This is a genomic window from Nonomuraea sp. MTCD27 (assembly GCF_041950495.1).
GTDB lineage: Bacteria > Actinomycetota > Actinomycetes > Streptosporangiales > Streptosporangiaceae > Nonomuraea.
This window is the reverse complement of record NZ_JBGNUW010000004.1, coordinates 219,949-236,554: the sequence shown is the minus strand read 5'-3', so window position 1 is coordinate 236,554 and position 16,606 is coordinate 219,949. Positions and strand designations below refer to the sequence as shown.

Genomic DNA, 16,606 nt, shown 5'->3' with positions numbered 1-16,606 from the left:
GCCTTCGTGGGACACCACGCAGGTGAGACGAGTCATGAACACGCCCGATCGGCCTAGCGGAGTGAGCCAGTGAGCAGCACGTCGGCCGTGGAACCCGGCACCCGTCTCGCCGAGCGCTTCAGGCTCGAGGACCGCGTCAGCGAGTCCGACGGCGCCACGTTGTGGAAAGCCATCGACGAGATCCTTGCCCGCCCCGTGGCGGTGCACACCTTCGGACCCGACTTCCCGCGCGTCCACGAGGTCGTCACGGCCGCCCGCGCGGCGAGCAGGCTGACCGACCCGCGCCTGACCCAGGTCTTCGACGCAGCCGAGGACGACAAAGCCTCCTACGTCGTCAGCGAGTGGGTCACCGGCGAGTCGCTGACCGACCTGCTGAGCTCGGGCCCGCTGGAGCCCGAGCGCGCCGCCGGCCTCGTCGCCGAGGCCGCCGAGGCGCTCACGCACGCCCACGAGGCCAACCTCTACCACCTGTGCCTGCGCCCCTCCCACCTGGTGTGGACGACCGGCAACACGGTCAAGGTGCTCGGCGTCGCCGTGGACGCGGCGATGTACGGCCTCACCACCGACCACCCGGCCCTCGACGACGCCGAAGGGCTGGGGCGGCTGCTGTACGCCGGGCTCACCGGTCACTGGCCGGGCGACGAGGAAGAGGGCGGCCTGCCCGCCGCTCCCATGATCGACGGCCACTTCTGCTCGCCCCGGCAGGTCACCGCCGGCGTGCCCAGCTATCTCGACACGGTCACCGTGCGGGCCTGCCTGCCCGAGTCCCGCCGTGGGCAGAGCGCGCTGGCCAGCCCGTCAGACGTCGCCGAGGCGCTGGCCGACGTGGCCAGGCCCATGCCGATCCCGATCTCCTACCCCTCGACCCCCGCGGTGGCCTCCGCCTCCCACACCGAGGGCCTGGACATCGCCCACCGGCAGAAGTCCTCCTCTCCCCCGCGGCCGCCCTTGCCGCCGCGCCGGGTCTCCAACGGCGGTGGCGGCAGCACGCTCAACCGGGTGCTCATGACCCTCGTGGTGCTGCTGGTCATCGCCGCCGTCGGCGTCGGCGCCTGGACGATCGGCCGCAGCCTGGGCAGCCCGACCGCCTCCCAGACGGCCAGCGCCAGCCCCACGTCCTCCGCGTCGTCCTCGGCCGCCGCGGAGTCCGTCAAGCCGGACAAGGCCCAGGGCTTCGACCCGCTCGGCGACGGCGACGAGAAGTCCGACATGGCGAAGCTGGCCATCGACGGCAAGCCCAGCACACTGTGGAAGACCGAGACCTACACCAGCGCCGACCTGGGCCGCCTCAAGGACGGTGTGGGCCTGCTGGTCGACATGGGCAAGTCCATGCAGATCAGCGATGTGGTGGCTACGCTGTCGGAAGCCCAGGGCGCGACCGTCGAGCTCAAGGTCGGCGATTCCCCCGAGCTCAGCGCGCTGAAGACCGTGGCGACCAAGAAGAACGCCGCAGGTAAGACCACTCTCACGCCTGAACAGGCGACCAGCGGTCAGTACGTTTTGATCTGGTTTACGCGTGTTCCGACGGATGCAGGCACTTTTCATGGCACCATCTATGAGGTAGTGGTGCACTCTCCCGGATCGGCATAATCAGGAATCTCTCTTGTGAACTCCCCACCCGAGACACCCTCAGCAGCGGAGCGGCCGGCGGTCACAGACGCCGAGCTGCTCACCGCGCATATCAACGGGGATCCACACGCCTTCAGCGAAATCGTCAAGAGACACCGCGACCGCATGTGGGCGGTCGCCCTGCGTACGCTCGGTGACCCCGACGAGGCCGCCGACGCCGTGCAGGACGCCTTCGTCTCCGCATACCGCAAGGCCGCCACGTTTCGCGGCGAGGCGGCCGTAACCACCTGGCTGCACCGGATCGTGGTCAACGCCTGCCTCGACAGGATGCGCCGCAAATCGGTCCGCCCGGTCGCCGACGACGAGCTCATCGAGGCCGCGGAACGCGAGACCCCGCTGCCGGACCAGACCGTCGAGCGCGAGGTCTCGATGGAGGTTTCGGCTGCTCTCAAGCTGCTGCCCCCCGACCAGCGGGCAGCGTTGGTACTGGTGGACATGATGGGCTATTCAGTCGAAGACGCAGCTCAGGTGCTCCAGGTGCCGAGCGGCACGGTGAAGAGCCGGTGCGCCCGAGGGCGCGCGAAACTTGCCCCAATTCTTTCGCATCTGCGGAACCGAACGGACCTCAACCGCGTCTCATCCGCGAAGGGAGCAGAACTTCGTGACGGGTGATACGCACTACGATCTTGAGATCCTCGCCGAGTTGGCCGAGGACCTCTTGGACGTCGACACGGCGCGCCAGGTCCGCGAGCATCTCGCGGTCTGCGACCCCTGTGGGGAGCGGCTGGCCGACCTGGCGGCGGTTCGCGAGGTGCTGGCAGCGACCCCCACTCCGGCAATGCCGATGGGTGTCGCACTGCGCATCGACAAGGCCCTGGCCGCCGAGGCGGAGTCCAGGCGGGGCGGGGGTGTCGGCCTCGCGGAAACACCGGACTGGGATGAGCTCATGCGGGACGCCCCGTGGGAGCGGTCGGTTCCCGAGCCCGCGCGGCTCGGCTCCGACGAGGTCCACGAGCCGGTGCGCCTGGGCGTGGTCTCCGACGACGGCACCATCGTCCCGGCCAGGAGCCGTACATCGCGGCGACGCCGGTGGGCGATGCCCGCGGTCGCGGCCGCGGCGGCAGCCGTCGTGGTCGGCACGGCCGTGGCCTCCGCCAACTTGCTGCTGGCCAGCGGTGGTGACGGCGGCAGCACGAGCGTGGCGCCACCGGTCGCCCAGCCGCAGTCGTCCGAGCCGGCCAAGTCGCCGCTGAAGGCCAGGGCGTACGCGCTGACGGACAGCGGCCACAACTACAGCGACCCGGAGCTGCGGCAGCCGCTGGGGAGCTACCTGGCTCCCGCGCCCGCCATCCAGGGCGGCTCCGGCGACGCCGACCAGGTCGCCAAGTGCGTCACCGCGGTCTCCAACCGGTCCAAGCTCGACGTGTTCGCGGTGGACCAGGGGCAGTACAACGGGCAGGAGGCGCTCATCGTCGCCTCCTGGAAGCAGCAGGCCGCCAAGAGGGTCCGCATCGACATCGTCGATCCGTTCAACTGCAAGAACCTGCGTAAGCCCACCCTGGGCCGCTGGTAACGAAAGCCCACGTCAGGGCCCGCTTCGGCGGGCTCTTTCGTTTTGTCTCGGCGTCGGTTGAGCGTTGCTGGGTAGGGCTGGGAATCACGGCGGCCTAGGATCTGTTGACGCCGGTGCAACAGCAGACGAGGAAGGCGTGGAGCGTTGAGCGACGTTCGTAACGTGATCATCATTGGGTCCGGCCCAGCTGGCTACACCGCGGCCGTCTACTCCGCGCGCGCCGAGCTCCAGCCGCTGGTCTTCGAGGGCTCCGTCACGGCCGGCGGGGCACTCATGAACACCACCGACGTGGAGAACTTCCCGGGGTTCCCCGACGGGATCATGGGCCCCGACCTCATGGACAACCTGCGCAAGCAGGCCGAGCGGTTCGGTGCCGAGCTGGTGGCGGACGACGTCATCGAGGTCGACCTCAACGCCAACCCCAAGGTCGTCAAGACCCACTCCGAGACCTACTACGCCAAGTCGGTCATCCTGGCCATGGGCTCCGGCTACCGCGAGCTCGGCCTGGACAACGAGAAGCGGCTGTCCGGTCACGGGGTGTCCTGGTGTGCGACCTGTGACGGGTTCTTCTTCCGCAACAAGGACATCGTGGTCGTCGGCGGCGGCGACACCGCGATGGAGGAGGCCACGTTCCTGACCAGGTTCGGGCGCATGGTGACGGTGGTGCACCGCCGCGACACGCTGCGGGCCAGCAAGATCATGCAGGACCGGGCCCTGGCGAACGACAAGATCCGCTTCGTGTGGGACTCCGAGGTCGTCGACGTGCTCGGTGACACCAAGGTCGAGGCCGTGAAGCTGCGCAACGTCAAGACCGGCGAGGAGTGCGAGCTGGCGACCGACGCGCTGTTCCTGGCGATCGGCCACGATCCCCGTACGGAGCTGGTCAAGGGCCAGATCGACCTCGACGACGACGGCTACATCAAGGTGGCCGCCCCGACCACGGCGACCAACATCGACGGCGTGTTCGCCGCGGGTGACGTCGTGGACCACACCTACCGCCAGGCCATCACCGCGGCCGGCACCGGCTGTGCGGCCTCGCTCGACTCCGAGCGCTGGCTCGCCAACAACGAGAAGTAAAGGAGCGCACCGTGAAGGCTGTCACTGACGCCACTTTCGAGTCCGAGGTCCTCAAGAGCGACAAGCCCGTGCTGGTCGACTTCTGGGCCGAGTGGTGCGGCCCGTGCCGTCAGGTCTCGCCCATCCTGCAGGAGATCGCCAACGAGCACGGCGACAAGCTGGAGATCGTCAAGCTGAACATCGACGAGAACCCCGAGGTCCCGCGCCAGTACGGTGTGCTGCAGATCCCGACGATGAACGTCTACAAGGGCGGCGAGGTCGTGAAGCAGATCATCGGTGCCAAGCCGAAGGCCATGCTGCTGCGCGAGCTCGAGGGCATCATCTAACGGTGATCTCTTTTCGGGCGCGCTTCGACCCGTAGGTCCTCACATGCGAAGAGGCCCCGGCCCATTGTGGCCGGGGCCTCTTCGCGTCTTTCATGAGGTCATCCGGTCCGGGTCTCGTAGGCGGTTCTGCTGGCCTCGATGTCCGAGATGTGGTCGATGGCCCAGCTGGCGAGGGCCAGCGCGGGCGGGATGAGGCTCCGGCCGGTGGGGGTCAACGCGTACTCGACCCTCGGGGGGACCTCCGCGTACGCCGTCCGGGAGACCAGGCCGTCGCGCTCCAGGTTCCGCAGCGTCAGCGTCAGCATCCGCTGGGAGATCCCGGGGATCTGCCGATGCAGGTCGGTGAACCGCAGCCGCTCCTCGTCGAGCGTCGCCACGACCAGCAGGGTCCACTTGTCGCAGATCCGGTCGAGGATCGTGCGGATCGTCCGGCCGCCGTCTCCGCGGATCATGCAGGTGTGCTCGTACTGCGACATGACAGCCCCTTGTGCCTGACGCACACGCGTGTGCCTTTTGTAAGGCTCTCAATAGTGACGCATCATGAGGCAACTTACGAACGGTAACCAACTACCTCGGAGCCCACATGAACGTCGCTTACTGGATCGTTGCCGCGCTTCTGGCGGTGATGTACCTCTACGCCGGAGGCAAGAAGGTCGTCCAGAGCAAGGAACGGCTCCAGCCGATGATGGGCTGGGTCGACCGCGTTCCCATGCCGCTCGTCCGGACCATCGGCGTGCTGGAACTCCTCGGCGCCATCGGTCTCATCCTGCCGCCGCTCACCGGGATCGCGCCCTGGCTGGCCGTCGCCGCGGCGATCGGCCTCTTCCTGATCCAGGTCGGCGGCATCGCCCTGCACCTCTCCCGCGGGGAGGCCCGGCTGATCGGGCTGAACATCGTTCTGCTGGCCGCCGCGGGCGCGGCCGTCTGGCTGGGGACCACCTGGCTCTGAGCCGGTTCCTGGCCGGTGGCGGCGCTCCCCCGGCCAGGATCTTGGTCCGTGCGGCTCTGAGCGGCTCTCAGACGGGACGTAGGGCGCGTTCCGGGCTCATGGACCCCAGGAGCCGCTCCAAGGCCACCTCGACGTCCTCGCGCCATGAGACGGCGCTCTTGAGTTCCAGCCGGAGCCGCGGAAATCGCAAATGCGGACGAACGGTCTTAAACCCCACAGAAAGCAAGTATTCCGCTGGTACTACGCAACTAGGCTCTTCCCACTTGAGGTCCCCAAAAGCTTCAATGGCTTTCACCCCGCGCCGCGTGAGGTCTTTGGCCACTCCCTGGATCAGCATCCGCCCGAGCCCGCCACCCGAGAACTCGGGAATGATGTGCGCCGTCATCAACAGCACCGCGTCGGCGCTGACCGGGGAGGTGGGAAATGCCACGGAACGCGGCGTGTACAGCGGCGGGCTGTAGAGGACGAACCCCGCCGGCACCCCGTCGACGTAGGCGATTTTCCCGCAGCTCCCCCACTCCAGCAGCGTGCCGGAGAGCCAGGCTTCCTTCTCCAGCGTGGGATCGCCCGACTCCACCGCGCGTTCGCCGCTCATAGGATCGAGCTCCCAGAACACACACCTACGGCAGCGGCGGGGTAGATCTTCAAGATTGTCCAGGGTTATGTTGACCAGCCGGCGCGACAACTACGGCCCCTATCGTTGACCCGGAAAAGCGCGCGAAAACCGCGTCTACAGGTGGCATCGTAGCTCAGTGAAGATGCCGCCAGCGGACACCACGACGGTCGAGCCCGGTCACGTGCGACATGTCCGTCTGGCGTAATCTGGTATTTCAGTCCGATATGACACCTAGGAGGTGGGCCGTGACGGAAGAGCTGGATCACGGTCAGACACCCGCGACCCAAGGGTCGCGCATCGACGCATACGTCGATCGGTACGCCGCGCGAGCTACCGGGATGGTCGCCTCCGAGATCCGAGCTCTCTTCGCCGTCGCGTCGAGGCCCGAGGTGGTCTCGCTCGCCGGCGGCATGCCGTACGTCACGGCTCTTCCCCTCGACATGGTCGGCGAGCTGGTCTCCGACCTCGTCACGCGGCGCGGCCCGGTCGCGCTGCAGTACGGCTCCGGCCAGGGTGATCCGCATCTGCGGGAGCAGATCTGCGAGGTCATGCGGCTTGAGGGGATTCACGCCGGGGCGAACGACGTGGTCGTCACCGTCGGTTCGCAGCAGGCCCTCGACCTGATCACCCGGATCTTCATCGACCCGGGCGACGTGGTGCTGGCCGAGGGGCCCTCGTACGTGGGGGCCCTGGGGACGTTCTCCGCTTACCAGGCCAAAGTCGTACATGTCGCCATGGACGATCAGGGCATCGTGCCCGAATCTCTGGCGCAGACGATCTATGCCCTGGAGACGGCGGGCGCGCCCATCAAGTTCCTCTACACGATCCCGACCTTCCACAACCCCGGCGGCGTCACGCTGAACATCGCCCGCCGGCAGCAGGTGCTCGACATCTGCCAGCGGGCCGGGATCCTGATCATCGAGGACAATCCGTACGGGCTGCTCGGTTTCGACGGGGAGCCCATGCGCGCTCTGCGGGCCGACAACCCCGACGGCGTGGTCTACCTGGGCTCGTTCTCCAAGACGCTCGCCCCCGGCTTCCGCGTCGGCTGGGCGCTGGCGCCGCACGCCATCCGCGACAAGCTCGTGCTGGCCATGGAGTCCGCGGTGCTGTCCCACTCCTCGTTCACGCAGCTCGCCGTGGGCCAATACCTGACCACGCAGCCGTGGCAGGAGCAGATCAAGACGTTCAGGGAGCTCTACCGCGAACGCCGGGACGCGTTGCTCGACGCGCTCGAATCGCTGATGCCGCCCGAGGTCACGTGGACGCGACCTGGGGGCGGCTTCTTCGTCTGGGCGACGCTGCCGGAAGGGCTCGACTCGAAGGCGATCCTGCCGCGGGCCGTGGCCGAGCGGGTGGCGTTCGTGCCCGGGACCGGGTTCTTCTCCGACGGCAGCGGGGCCCGGCACATGCGGCTGTCGTACTGCTACCCCGAGCCCGACCGCATCCGCGAAGGGGTGCGCCGGCTGGCCGGGGTGATCGACCAGGAGATGCAGCTCAGGGACACCTTCGGAACGGCCACCGCGCGCGACCACCAGGGCGTGGACACGCCGGGGCCTGACCTGGCCTAGCCACCCACCGCCTCTCAGGGCCGGCGTCGCGCAAACCGCACGACGCCGGCTCTCTTTCACTGACGAATTTTCCTGGCGAACTCCAAGAATCCCTCTACCGTATGGCTGAGATGGGCTGGGATCGCCGGAGAAAGCACCTCCCGTACACCATTCGCCCCCGACGCCGGTACGGTTGGACAGCGTGCGATCAGCGAAGGAGATGTGATGAGCGATCTGGGCCACGTGCTCGTGCTGGCCGGAGGCCTCTCCTATGAGCGAGAGGTTTCCCTGCGCTCGGGTCGCAGAGTCAGTGAGGTGCTGCGCGCGGCGGGCGTCGACGTCGAGGCCCGCGACACCGACGCCTCCCTCGTCCCCTCCATCCTGGCGGACCCGCCGGACGCGGTGTTCGTGACGCTGCACGGCGGCGCCGGTGAGGACGGCGCCATCCGTTCCGTGCTGGAGCTCCTCAACGTCCCCTACGTGGGGGCCGACCCGGACGCCTGCCGGGTGGCCTTCGACAAGCCCACCGCCAAGGCCGTCGTCCGCTCGGTCGGCCTGCGTACGCCCGAGTCCGTGACGCTGCCGAAGGAGACGTTCCACGACCTCGGCGCCACGGTGGTCCTCGGCCGCATCGTGGAGCACCTCGGCCTCCCCCTGTTCGTCAAGCCGGCGCGCGGCGGCTCGGCGCTGGGCGCCTCGTTCGTCCGCACGGCCGAGGAACTGCCCGCCGCCATGGTCGGCTGCTTCGCGTACGGCGACACGGCGCTGATCGAGCGGTACGTCGAAGGCGTGGAGGTGGCCGTCTCCGTCGTGGACCTCGGGAACGGCCCGGTGGCCCTGCCCGCCGTGGAGATCGTCCCCGACGAGGGCGTCTACGACTACGCGGCCCGCTACACCGCCGGCCACACGGAGTTCTTCGCCCCCGCCCGCCTCTCGGCCCAGGCCGCGGCCGCCTGCGCGGAGACCGCGGTAACCGCCCACACCGCTCTCGGCCTGCGGGACATCTCCCGTACGGACCTGATCGTCGACGGTGACGGGGTGCCGCATTTCCTGGAGGTCAACGTGGCGCCCGGCATGACGGAGACCTCTCTCCTGCCGATGGCCGCCGAAGCCGCCGGCCGCGACCTGGGCGAGCTCTGCCGTACCCTCCTCCAGATCGCCGCCACCCGCACCCACACCACCCCCTGACCCCTCGGCTCTGACGCGGGCCCGCGCCCGCGGTACACGGCGCCATTTTCGGCACGCGCCACACCCCAACGCGCGGATCCAACACTCGGGTCGCAGAGCTAGGGCAACACCACGCAAGCAGCCACCGCGAACAACCCACCGCCCACCGTCCACCGCCCACTGCTCCCCAGCCGCCCAACCCGAGCCTTCCCACCGCCCACCACCCCAGCCACCCAACCCGAGCTTCCCACCGCTCCGAGCGTTCCGCCTCCGCCGCCCCCGCCTTCCGCCGACCTCAGCTCGCCTACCCGCCTCCCCTGCGTCTCCAATTCTGCGACTCATCCCCCCGCCGCCACCTCGCGCCACCGCCACAAGCCACCGGCCCCCTCTGCCGTCGTAAGCCACCGCCCCATCCGCCGCTCCAATCCACACTGCCATCTGCGCCCTAACCCACCGGCCCCAACCCCCCACCAAAGCCTTCCGCCGGCGACCAGACTGACTTGCGCTTGCCCGCCGCTTCCATCTCGCGACCCCCGCGACCTCGCTACCCACCACCACCCAATTTCCGTCACCACCGATTCCCCGCAGCCCAACCCCGCCACCGCCCGATGCCTCTCCCCCACACCCCCTTCGGCCGCCACCAAAGCTCCGCACGGCGCCGCATCCAACTCCGCCGCCACCTCTCCCACACCGGCGACTGCCACCCATCCCCCGTCGTCTCCCACCGCTACGCCAACCCACCAGCACCGGTCGGTCACCAGGGCAGGAGGCACCTGCCAGGACCGGCAGCCGCAGAGGTGCAAGCCACACCTCTGTAAGTAGCCTTACCGTGTGCTGATCGATTCGATGTACCCCAAGAGCTTCGCCAGCGACAACCACGCAGGCGTACACCCGGCGATCCTCGAAGCCATGGCCGCGGCGAACCACGGAGACGCGCCAGCTTACGGCGATGACAGTTGGACGTCGGCGTTCGAAGCCAAGATCAAGGAGACGTTCGGCCCAGGCGCGGACGGTTTCGCGGTCCTCAACGGCGCAGGCGCCAACATGGTAGGTCTGGCCCTGATGCTCGGCCGCTACAACGCCATCATCTGTGCCGACAGCGCCCACATCGCCACCCACGAGGCCGGCGCGGCGGAGCGTCTCCTCGGGGTGAAACTCATGACGGTCGCGACCCAGGACGGCAAGCTCCGCCCCGCCGACATCACGTCACGCCTGGGCGGGATCGGCAATCCCCACGAAGTGCAGCCGACGGTCGTCTCCATCTCCCAAGCCACGGAACTCGGCACCTGCTACTCCCCCGCCGAGATCGCCGCCCTCGCCGAAGCAGCACACGAGTCGGGCCTACGCCTCCACGTCGACGGCGCCCGGCTCGCCAACGCCGCCGCCTACCTTGAGTGTGACCTGAGGGCGATCACCACGGACGCCGGGGTGGACGTGTTCAGTTTCGGCGGCACCAAGAACGGCGCCCTGGCCGCCGAGGCCGTGGTGGTTCTCGATTCGTCGCTCGCACACGCCGTGCCGTTCCTGCGCCGCCAGTCTCTTCAACTCGCCTCGAAGATGCGCTTCATCTCGTCCCAACTCTCCGCTCTCCTGACGAACGACCTGTGGCGCCGCAACGCGCAGCACGCCAACCAGATGGCCGTACGCCTCGCAGATGGACTGGCGGACATCCCTGGCGTCTCGCTGGCGTACCCGGTCGAGTCCAACGCCGTCTTCGCGACCCTCCCGCCCGCCGTCGCCGAGACGCTCAGACAGCGTTACCTGTTCCACTACTGGGACGAGGCCGCCGGCACGGTTCGCTGGATGACCGCCTTCGACACGACCCCGGAACACGTGGACGACTTCCTCGACGACATCCACAAGGCCGCCGCCGTGTAACCCAGCCACCCTCTCCGCCGCCCACCAACCCCGCTGTTTCACGTGAAACACGCCGCCTTCCAAGGGCCGCTCTCCCACCGCGGCCACCACTTCCGTTGGCACACCAACAACGCCCCGACCCGGCCCAGCGACCGCGAACTTCGTCGCCCTCCACGCGCCCGGTCACTCCGCATGTTTCACGTGAAACGCCTCCACCTCCTCAGGCCGAGAAGGTGGCGCACAGCCGTCCAGCTCTTCAGCGAAAGCACTCAGCAGATTCCACAAGGGGACCCGGCACGCGCCCGCCCGCCAGCGAGCTGAGCTACCGCGCAACTCGCAACTCGCAACTCGCAACTCGCTCGCGCCATACCTCGCATCCCCGGCGAGTTACGGCGTCCGCCGTGAGGGATTGATCCACCGGGAGAGCTGTGGCATCCGAAAGTCCATTGCGTTCGGCCATCATCCGGTGGGGGTGAGCCGTAAGCCAAAGCACCTCAACCCACGTCCCTCGGCAAGGCATAACAACTGCCGAGCTACGCCGTTCCCGGTCGGAGACGCGGCACCCGACCGAAACGCGGCACTCGACCAGAACGCGGTACCCACCGGGACGCGACGCCCCGACCGGGACGCGACGCTCGGCGAGATCCGCGACGCCCGGTGAGGGGGTGCAGCTGCAGACAAGAGACGCGGCTCCCGGTGAGACGTTGCCATCCGCCGAGATGCTTGGCCCCAGAACTCATCGACCGGTAACGCGGGGAAGCGTCGCCAGACAACAACAGGGCAACCAACCCAACAACCACTGACGAAGAACCCTCATCCACGGCGACACTCGGGCCGGGGCGACTTGGCGGCGTGTTTCACGTGAAACAACGGAAAGCCGACCCCAGCCCACTAACTAACCAGCCCGCCCGCCAGTCCCATCAGCGCACCCACCCATCACCACATCAACCGCCGCATCAGCCGCCCGCTTCGTCAGCCCGCCAACCCACCCACCCATCGACTCACCCCACACCGGTCAATCAGTCCTCGGTTTCCCGCATCGCTCGAACTGCTTCCGGTGCCATGGTGCCGATGATGCGCTCAAGGTCGTCAATCGTGGCGAACTCCACGACGATGCGGCCCTTCCTCCGCCCCAGATCCACCTTGACCTTGGTCTCGAAGTGGTCCGAGAGGCGGTCGGCGAGATGGGTGAGGCCCGGCGCCGTGGGCTTGGCCGTCTGGCGCTCACGAGGCGCCTTCTGAGCCGCCTCGGCACTGCCCATGGCAACGATCTCCTCCACCGCCCGGACCGAGAGAAGCTCCGCCACAATCCGCTTGGCGAGCTTGATCTGCTCTTCCGGGCTGTTGAGCCCCAGGAGCGCCCGGGCGTGGCCGGCGCTGATGACCTGTGCGGCAACCTTGCGCTGGACTTCAGGGGGGAGGTTCAGAAGGCGGAGAGTGTTGGTGATGTGGGAGCGAGAGCGACCGACCTTCTTGGCAAGCTGATCGTGGGTTGCCTGAAAGTCGTCAAGAAGCTGCTGATACGCCGCCGCCTCTTCAAGAGCGTTCAGCTGCTCGCGCTGAAGGTTCTCGATAAGCGCGTCTCGGAGAAGGTCAGTGTCCTGGGTGTTGCGGACGATCGCGGGAACCGGATCCAAGCCAACCCGCTGGCACGCCCGCCAACGCCGCTCCCCCATGATCAACTCATACTGCCCGCCACCCACAGACCGGACCACGATCGGCTGCAGAAGACCGACCTCTTCGATGGATGCCGCCAACTCCTTGAGGCGCTCCTCATCGAAGACCTGACGCGGCTGGCGCGGATTGGGGACGATCGCTGCTAGAGCAACCTCCTTGAAGTACGCACCCGCAATCGGCTTCGGACCAGTCTCCCCCGTTGAACCGTTAGCCGGAGACGGCACCGCCCCCGTGCCGTCAACGATAGGACCGGTCGGGATGAGCGCCCCGAGTCCTTTGCCCAATCCCCGCCGCTGCTGACTCACTGCGTCTCCTCATCCACCCGGTCGATTCCGGTCACTCCAGGAGAGGTTACCGTCGCAGACCCGACGAGGCGTCTTCTCGCCACACACCGTCCCGTTGGATTTACACCGACACGGTCACAAATCTGCCCAACTCGTGACTGAGCCCCAAGATGCCCCGCCCTCGACCCAGCCATGCCCCAAAACCACCCCCCGCTCCGCAACTCCCACCATCCACCTTTGGGCCGACCTACGAAGGTTGGGTTGGCCTGAGCGGACGGTGCGGCGCCCGAGGATGGTGGGTGTGAGGCGATTGGAGTGGTCGGCACTGGTGGGATGGTGCGCTGATGGTGGGCCAGTGTCGAGGCGTCAGGACGGCGGGGGCGTCAGGACGGCGGGATTGCTAGGACAGTGAGGCGTTAGGACGGTGGGTGTGGCAGGGCGGTGGGTGTGTCAGGACGGTGGGTGTGTCAGGACGGTGGGTGTGTCAGGACGGTGGGTGTGTCAGGACGGTGGGTGTGTCAGGACGGTGGGTGTGTCAGGACGGTGGGTGTGGCAGGGCGGTGGGTGTGGCAGGGCGGTGGGTGTGGCAGGGCGGTGGGTGTGGCAGGGCGGTGGGTGTGGCAGGACGCTCAGTCCGCTCGGGCCGACGCGCCATCTCCCCTCTCCTACCGCCCCACTATCTCCCGGGACGGGCCGCCGCCCCTTGTTCCAACGCACCGGCCCAGCCTGCTCGCCCCCATCCCGGCTCGGTTCTGTCGTGCGAGGGGTCGGTTCGTTGTTGCCAGGCTGTGACCGCGCTCCGGCTCCCCTTTCATCCGCCGACTGCACACGCCGCACCCGGCGATGCACCGCCCCGCCCACTGCCAGCCACCCGACCAGTCGACGGCCGGCTGGGGCGGTACGTGCCCGCTCCGACCGTCCGGCGGATCACGGTCGGATGCCCCCGTCCAGACAAACGCAGCCAGCCAAACGCGGCGGGGGCGCGGCAACCGCGCGGAAGCGGCCGGACGGGAGCAGCCGGGCAAGGGCAGTCGGGTAGGGACAGCGGGGCAGGGGCAGTCGGAACGGCTACAGCCGCGCGGGAGTGGACCGAGCAGGGAGAGCCGCCAAGACACAGCCGCGCAGGAGCGGCCGGATGGGGCAACTGAACGGAGGCGGAAGTTGGAGGGGAACGGCCGGATGAGAGTAGCCCGGCTGACGTTGCTGGGCTGCCGGCCGTGCGCATGTCAGCACAAGTCCTGGATGATCGACGCACTGCCCTTGTGCCGTCGCGCAGCCTGACCCCGGCCTCGCAAGGCCCCTGCCAACGACAATGACCGCTACGCGCCTCCATGGTCACCACCATCAGCACCACCATCGACACCGCGAGCACGCAAGCTCACTCGACGACGCTCTACCCGTCACCACCCAGCGCAGCCCGGTATCGCTCCGGCTCGGTTCGTCGTGCCCCTGCGATTCACACCATCCGTCACGCGTGGCAGACAGCACCTCACGACGCCCCCGCGGCAGGCGTCCAGCTCCGGCGCCGCCCGGCCTCACCAGTTACGGGTCGGCCAGACCGCCGTACTCCCCCGCCCCGTCGCAAGCGTCAGGCAGATCACGTGAGACCGCCGCCCGTCGTAGCGTGCCGGCCAGGGCGCCCAGTCCTCCGTACGCGCCCGACTAGCCTCGCCTTGCTCCCCCGCCACACCTCATCGCCGTCGCCGAGCCCAACCCCTCTGAGCCAACCCCTCGGGCATGCCCGCACGACACCCCGCGGCCCGGCCACCGACCGAGACCGGACCGAGAGAAGGCCTCAGGCAGGCCGGGCGGCCGAAGCGTTCAGGCCGTCGCCGTGCGGCCTGCCCAGAGGGAGAAGTGACAAGATCGGCTCAGAGAAGGATCCCCGCAGAAAGGTCAGGCGACCATGGCGCGGTGGGCGATCTCGCGGGCCGCGTCCATGTACGCCATCGCTCCGCTGGACCCCGGATCGTACGTCATCACAGACTGCCCATAGCTCGGCGCCTCCGACAGCCGGACGCTGCGCGGGATCACCGTGTTGAGCACCGTGTCCCCGAAGTGCGCCCGCACCTCGTCCGCCACCTGCGAAGCCAGCCGGGTACGGCCGTCGTACATCGTCAGGACGATGGTCGAGAGCCGCAGCGTCGGGTTGAGGTGGGCCTTGATCAGGTCCACGTTCCTGAGGAGCTGGCCGAGGCCCTCCAAGGCGTAGTACTCGCACTGGATCGGGATCATGACCTCGTCCGCGGCGACCAAAGCGTTGACGGTCAGGAGGCCGAGGGAGGGCGGGCAGTCGATGATGATGTAGTCGAAGTCCATCGCTTCGTACGCCGCCAGCGCGCGCCGGAGGCGGGCCTCTCTGGCGACCAAGGAGACCAACTCGATCTCGGCACCCGCCAGGTCGATCGTGGCAGGCGCGCAATAGAGGTTCGGCATTTCCGGCACCTGCTTGACGATGTCCGCCATGGGCAGGTCGTCAACAAGCACCTGGTACACATCTGGAACGTCGCCACGGTGCTCCGTGGCCAGAGCCGTGGAGGCGTTGCCCTGCGGGTCGAGGTCCACCACAAGGACGCGCTCGCCATGCATGGACAGGGCGGCGGCGATGTTGACCGAGGTGGTCGTCTTGCCCACGCCACCCTTCTGGTTGGCCACCGCGATCACTCTCGTCTTGGACGGGCGCGGCCAGGTGCCGTCTCCGTCGCCAGCTGTCTCGCCGGGCTGGGCGGCCGTCTGGGTTGCAGATGTTTCACGTGAAACCACTGAGCTGAGCGCCTCTCGTACCAACGGCGAATCACCGGGGTTCAGGGGGGTCTGGGTCACGATGGCCATCCTTTCAACCAGTGGTGTGCCGGTGCCGGGAATTTGCTGTCGCGACACGCCCATTTCGGGCCAGCCAACCCCGGTTGGACTCTCAGACGGACGGCTGTCCGGCCAGCCAAGACCGCTTGACGCGACTGGCATAACCGTCACCTCCTTCGTCGCCGCCTATCTCGCTCCGGCGCGCGACCCGCTACCACCCGAACCAATGTTGCAGGCGGCTCGACCTTACCGTGCCCGACGGTCACAAGCTCGGCCGTTCGGGCTCCGCTGGCCCGCAATTGCGCCTCCGCCTCGGCGAGCTCGCCGGCGGCCCGCTCCCCCTTCATGGCGATCAGCTCGCCGCCCTCACGGAGCAGCGGCATGGCCCAGGTCAGGAGGCGGTCGAGTGGCGCCACCGCACGAGCGCTGGCGACGTCGAACTCACGTTTGCCCGCCAGCTCCTCGGCCCGGCCGCGCAACACCTCGACGTTGTCCAGCTTGAGCGCCTCGACGCATTCCTCCAGGAACACGGTACGGCGCAGCAACGGCTCCAGCAGCGTCACCCTGATGTCCTGCCGGACGATGGCCAGGACCAACCCGGGCAGCCCGGCACCGGAGCCGATGTCCACCAGCTGTACGTCCGGCGGCACGACCTCGGCCACGACCGCGCAGTTGAGCAGATGGCGATCCCAGATCCGCGGCACCTCCCGCGGACCCAGCAGCCCGCGGACGACACCGGGGCCCGCCAGCAGCTCGGCGAACGCGTGGGCACGATTCCAAGCCTCCCCCGCGAAGACGTCCCGCGCTATGTCCGGCGGCTCCGGAAGCTGATCGCTCACTGGTCGGTGGCCCTTTCTGGGGCTGGTGGCCCTTTGATCGGCGTGTCGGCACGGGATCGTCGCCCGGCTTCGATGATTCAGGGACAGGTCTAAGGATTCGAGTCCGGTCTCTACCCAAGGCTAAGGGTGAGATCACAAGGGAAGACTAGCGGGCCGGGGTAAAGGTGGCCGGTGAGCGCGCCGTCCGCACGGCTCCGCGCGGGAGCGTTAACAACGACATGTCAGCATTTAAGAGAGCATGAGCACAGCAAGCGCCTTACATGGGGACGAAGGCCCATAAATGCGAAACGGCCGTCTACCCCGCGCGACGGCGGGCAGAC

Annotated in this window: 14 protein-coding genes; 9 read left to right on the top strand and 5 right to left on the bottom strand. The window is 68.2% G+C overall.

Annotated elements, in window-relative coordinates:
- The first annotated feature begins 69 nt into the window (after positions 1-69).
- From ACBJ59_RS13270 to trxA, 5 genes are all read left to right on the top strand, one after another.
- On the top strand, positions 70-1,590 hold the full coding sequence (locus ACBJ59_RS13270; protein WP_375110448.1) for a protein kinase family protein: 1,521 nt from the start codon (positions 70-72) through the stop codon (positions 1,588-1,590).
- A 15-nt stretch (positions 1,591-1,605) separates the two neighbouring features.
- Positions 1,606-2,241, top strand: a complete 636-nt coding sequence (sigM, locus tag ACBJ59_RS13265) for an RNA polymerase sigma factor SigM (RefSeq protein WP_375110447.1) — start codon at positions 1,606-1,608, stop codon at positions 2,239-2,241.
- Positions 2,231-3,142, top strand: coding sequence for an anti-sigma factor family protein (locus ACBJ59_RS13260; protein ID WP_375110446.1), 912 nt, complete (start codon positions 2,231-2,233; stop codon positions 3,140-3,142). The genes sigM and ACBJ59_RS13260 overlap by 11 nt, the downstream gene beginning before the upstream one ends.
- Before the next feature lie 144 nt (positions 3,143-3,286).
- Positions 3,287-4,219, top strand: a complete 933-nt coding sequence (gene trxB / locus ACBJ59_RS13255) for a thioredoxin-disulfide reductase (RefSeq protein ID WP_375110445.1) — start codon at positions 3,287-3,289, stop codon at positions 4,217-4,219.
- 11 nt (positions 4,220-4,230) lie between these two features.
- Positions 4,231-4,545 carry a thioredoxin gene (trxA, locus tag ACBJ59_RS13250; RefSeq protein ID WP_364111600.1) on the top strand — a complete coding sequence of 105 codons (315 nt, stop codon included), beginning with the start codon at positions 4,231-4,233 and terminating at the stop codon, positions 4,543-4,545.
- Positions 4,546-4,643: 98 nt separating this feature from the next.
- Here the strand turns inward: trxA and ACBJ59_RS13245 are convergent, their stop codons facing one another.
- The gene (locus ACBJ59_RS13245) at positions 4,644-5,021 is read right to left on the bottom strand and encodes a helix-turn-helix domain-containing protein (protein ID WP_364111598.1); all 378 of its coding nucleotides are present in this window, start codon (positions 5,019-5,021) and stop codon (positions 4,644-4,646) included.
- Between the two features lie 107 nt (positions 5,022-5,128).
- Here ACBJ59_RS13245 and ACBJ59_RS13240 point away from each other — a divergent pair, with 107 nt between their 5' ends.
- The gene (locus ACBJ59_RS13240) at positions 5,129-5,494 is read left to right on the top strand and encodes a DoxX family protein (RefSeq protein ID WP_375110444.1); all 366 of its coding nucleotides are present in this window, start codon (positions 5,129-5,131) and stop codon (positions 5,492-5,494) included.
- Between the two features lie 67 nt (positions 5,495-5,561).
- Here the strand turns inward: ACBJ59_RS13240 and ACBJ59_RS13235 are convergent, their stop codons facing one another.
- Complete coding sequence (locus ACBJ59_RS13235) at positions 5,562-6,179, bottom strand: GNAT family N-acetyltransferase (protein ID WP_364111594.1); 618 nt, start codon at positions 6,177-6,179, stop codon at positions 5,562-5,564.
- Positions 6,180-6,355: 176 nt separating this feature from the next.
- On the opposite strand from ACBJ59_RS13235, the gene ACBJ59_RS13230 reads away from it, so the two are divergent.
- The 3 genes from ACBJ59_RS13230 to ACBJ59_RS13220 all read left to right on the top strand — a co-directional run bounded on the left by ACBJ59_RS13230 (position 6,356) and on the right by ACBJ59_RS13220 (position 10,705).
- Positions 6,356-7,681, top strand: coding sequence for a PLP-dependent aminotransferase family protein (locus ACBJ59_RS13230; protein WP_375110443.1), 1,326 nt, complete (start codon positions 6,356-6,358; stop codon positions 7,679-7,681).
- A gap of 204 nt (positions 7,682-7,885) precedes the next feature.
- Positions 7,886-8,848 carry a D-alanine--D-alanine ligase gene (locus ACBJ59_RS13225; RefSeq protein ID WP_375110442.1) on the top strand — a complete coding sequence of 321 codons (963 nt, stop codon included), beginning with the start codon at positions 7,886-7,888 and terminating at the stop codon, positions 8,846-8,848.
- A gap of 810 nt (positions 8,849-9,658) precedes the next feature.
- The gene (locus ACBJ59_RS13220; protein ID WP_375110441.1) at positions 9,659-10,705 is read left to right on the top strand and encodes a threonine aldolase family protein; all 1,047 of its coding nucleotides are present in this window, start codon (positions 9,659-9,661) and stop codon (positions 10,703-10,705) included.
- A gap of 998 nt (positions 10,706-11,703) precedes the next feature.
- Here ACBJ59_RS13220 and ACBJ59_RS13215 read toward each other — a convergent pair.
- From ACBJ59_RS13215 to rsmG, 3 genes are all read right to left on the bottom strand, one after another.
- Positions 11,704-12,666: a ParB/RepB/Spo0J family partition protein gene (locus tag ACBJ59_RS13215; RefSeq protein WP_375110440.1), complete on the bottom strand. Its 963-nt coding sequence runs from the start codon at positions 12,664-12,666 to the stop codon at positions 11,704-11,706.
- A 1,875-nt stretch (positions 12,667-14,541) separates the two neighbouring features.
- Complete coding sequence (locus tag ACBJ59_RS13210) at positions 14,542-15,477, bottom strand: ParA family protein (RefSeq protein ID WP_375110933.1); 936 nt, start codon at positions 15,475-15,477, stop codon at positions 14,542-14,544.
- 137 nt (positions 15,478-15,614) lie between these two features.
- Positions 15,615-16,286, bottom strand: coding sequence for a 16S rRNA (guanine(527)-N(7))-methyltransferase RsmG (gene rsmG / locus ACBJ59_RS13205; protein WP_375110439.1), 672 nt, complete (start codon positions 16,284-16,286; stop codon positions 15,615-15,617).
- Between the last annotated feature and the right edge of the window lie 320 nt (positions 16,287-16,606).

Bases quoted from the DNA above. Each gene is read 5' to 3' on its own strand.
- ACBJ59_RS13245 (WP_364111598.1), bottom strand. From the start codon at position 5,021: ATGTCGCAGTACGAGCACACCTGCATGATCCGCGGAGACGGCGGCCGG.
- ACBJ59_RS13240 (WP_375110444.1), top strand. From the start codon at position 5,129: ATGAACGTCGCTTACTGGATCGTTGCCGCGCTTCTGGCGGTGATGTAC.
- ACBJ59_RS13225 (WP_375110442.1), top strand. From the start codon at position 7,886: ATGAGCGATCTGGGCCACGTGCTCGTGCTGGCCGGAGGCCTCTCCTAT.
- ACBJ59_RS13210 (WP_375110933.1), bottom strand. From the start codon at position 15,477: ATGGCCATCGTGACCCAGACCCCCCTGAACCCCGGTGATTCGCCGTTG.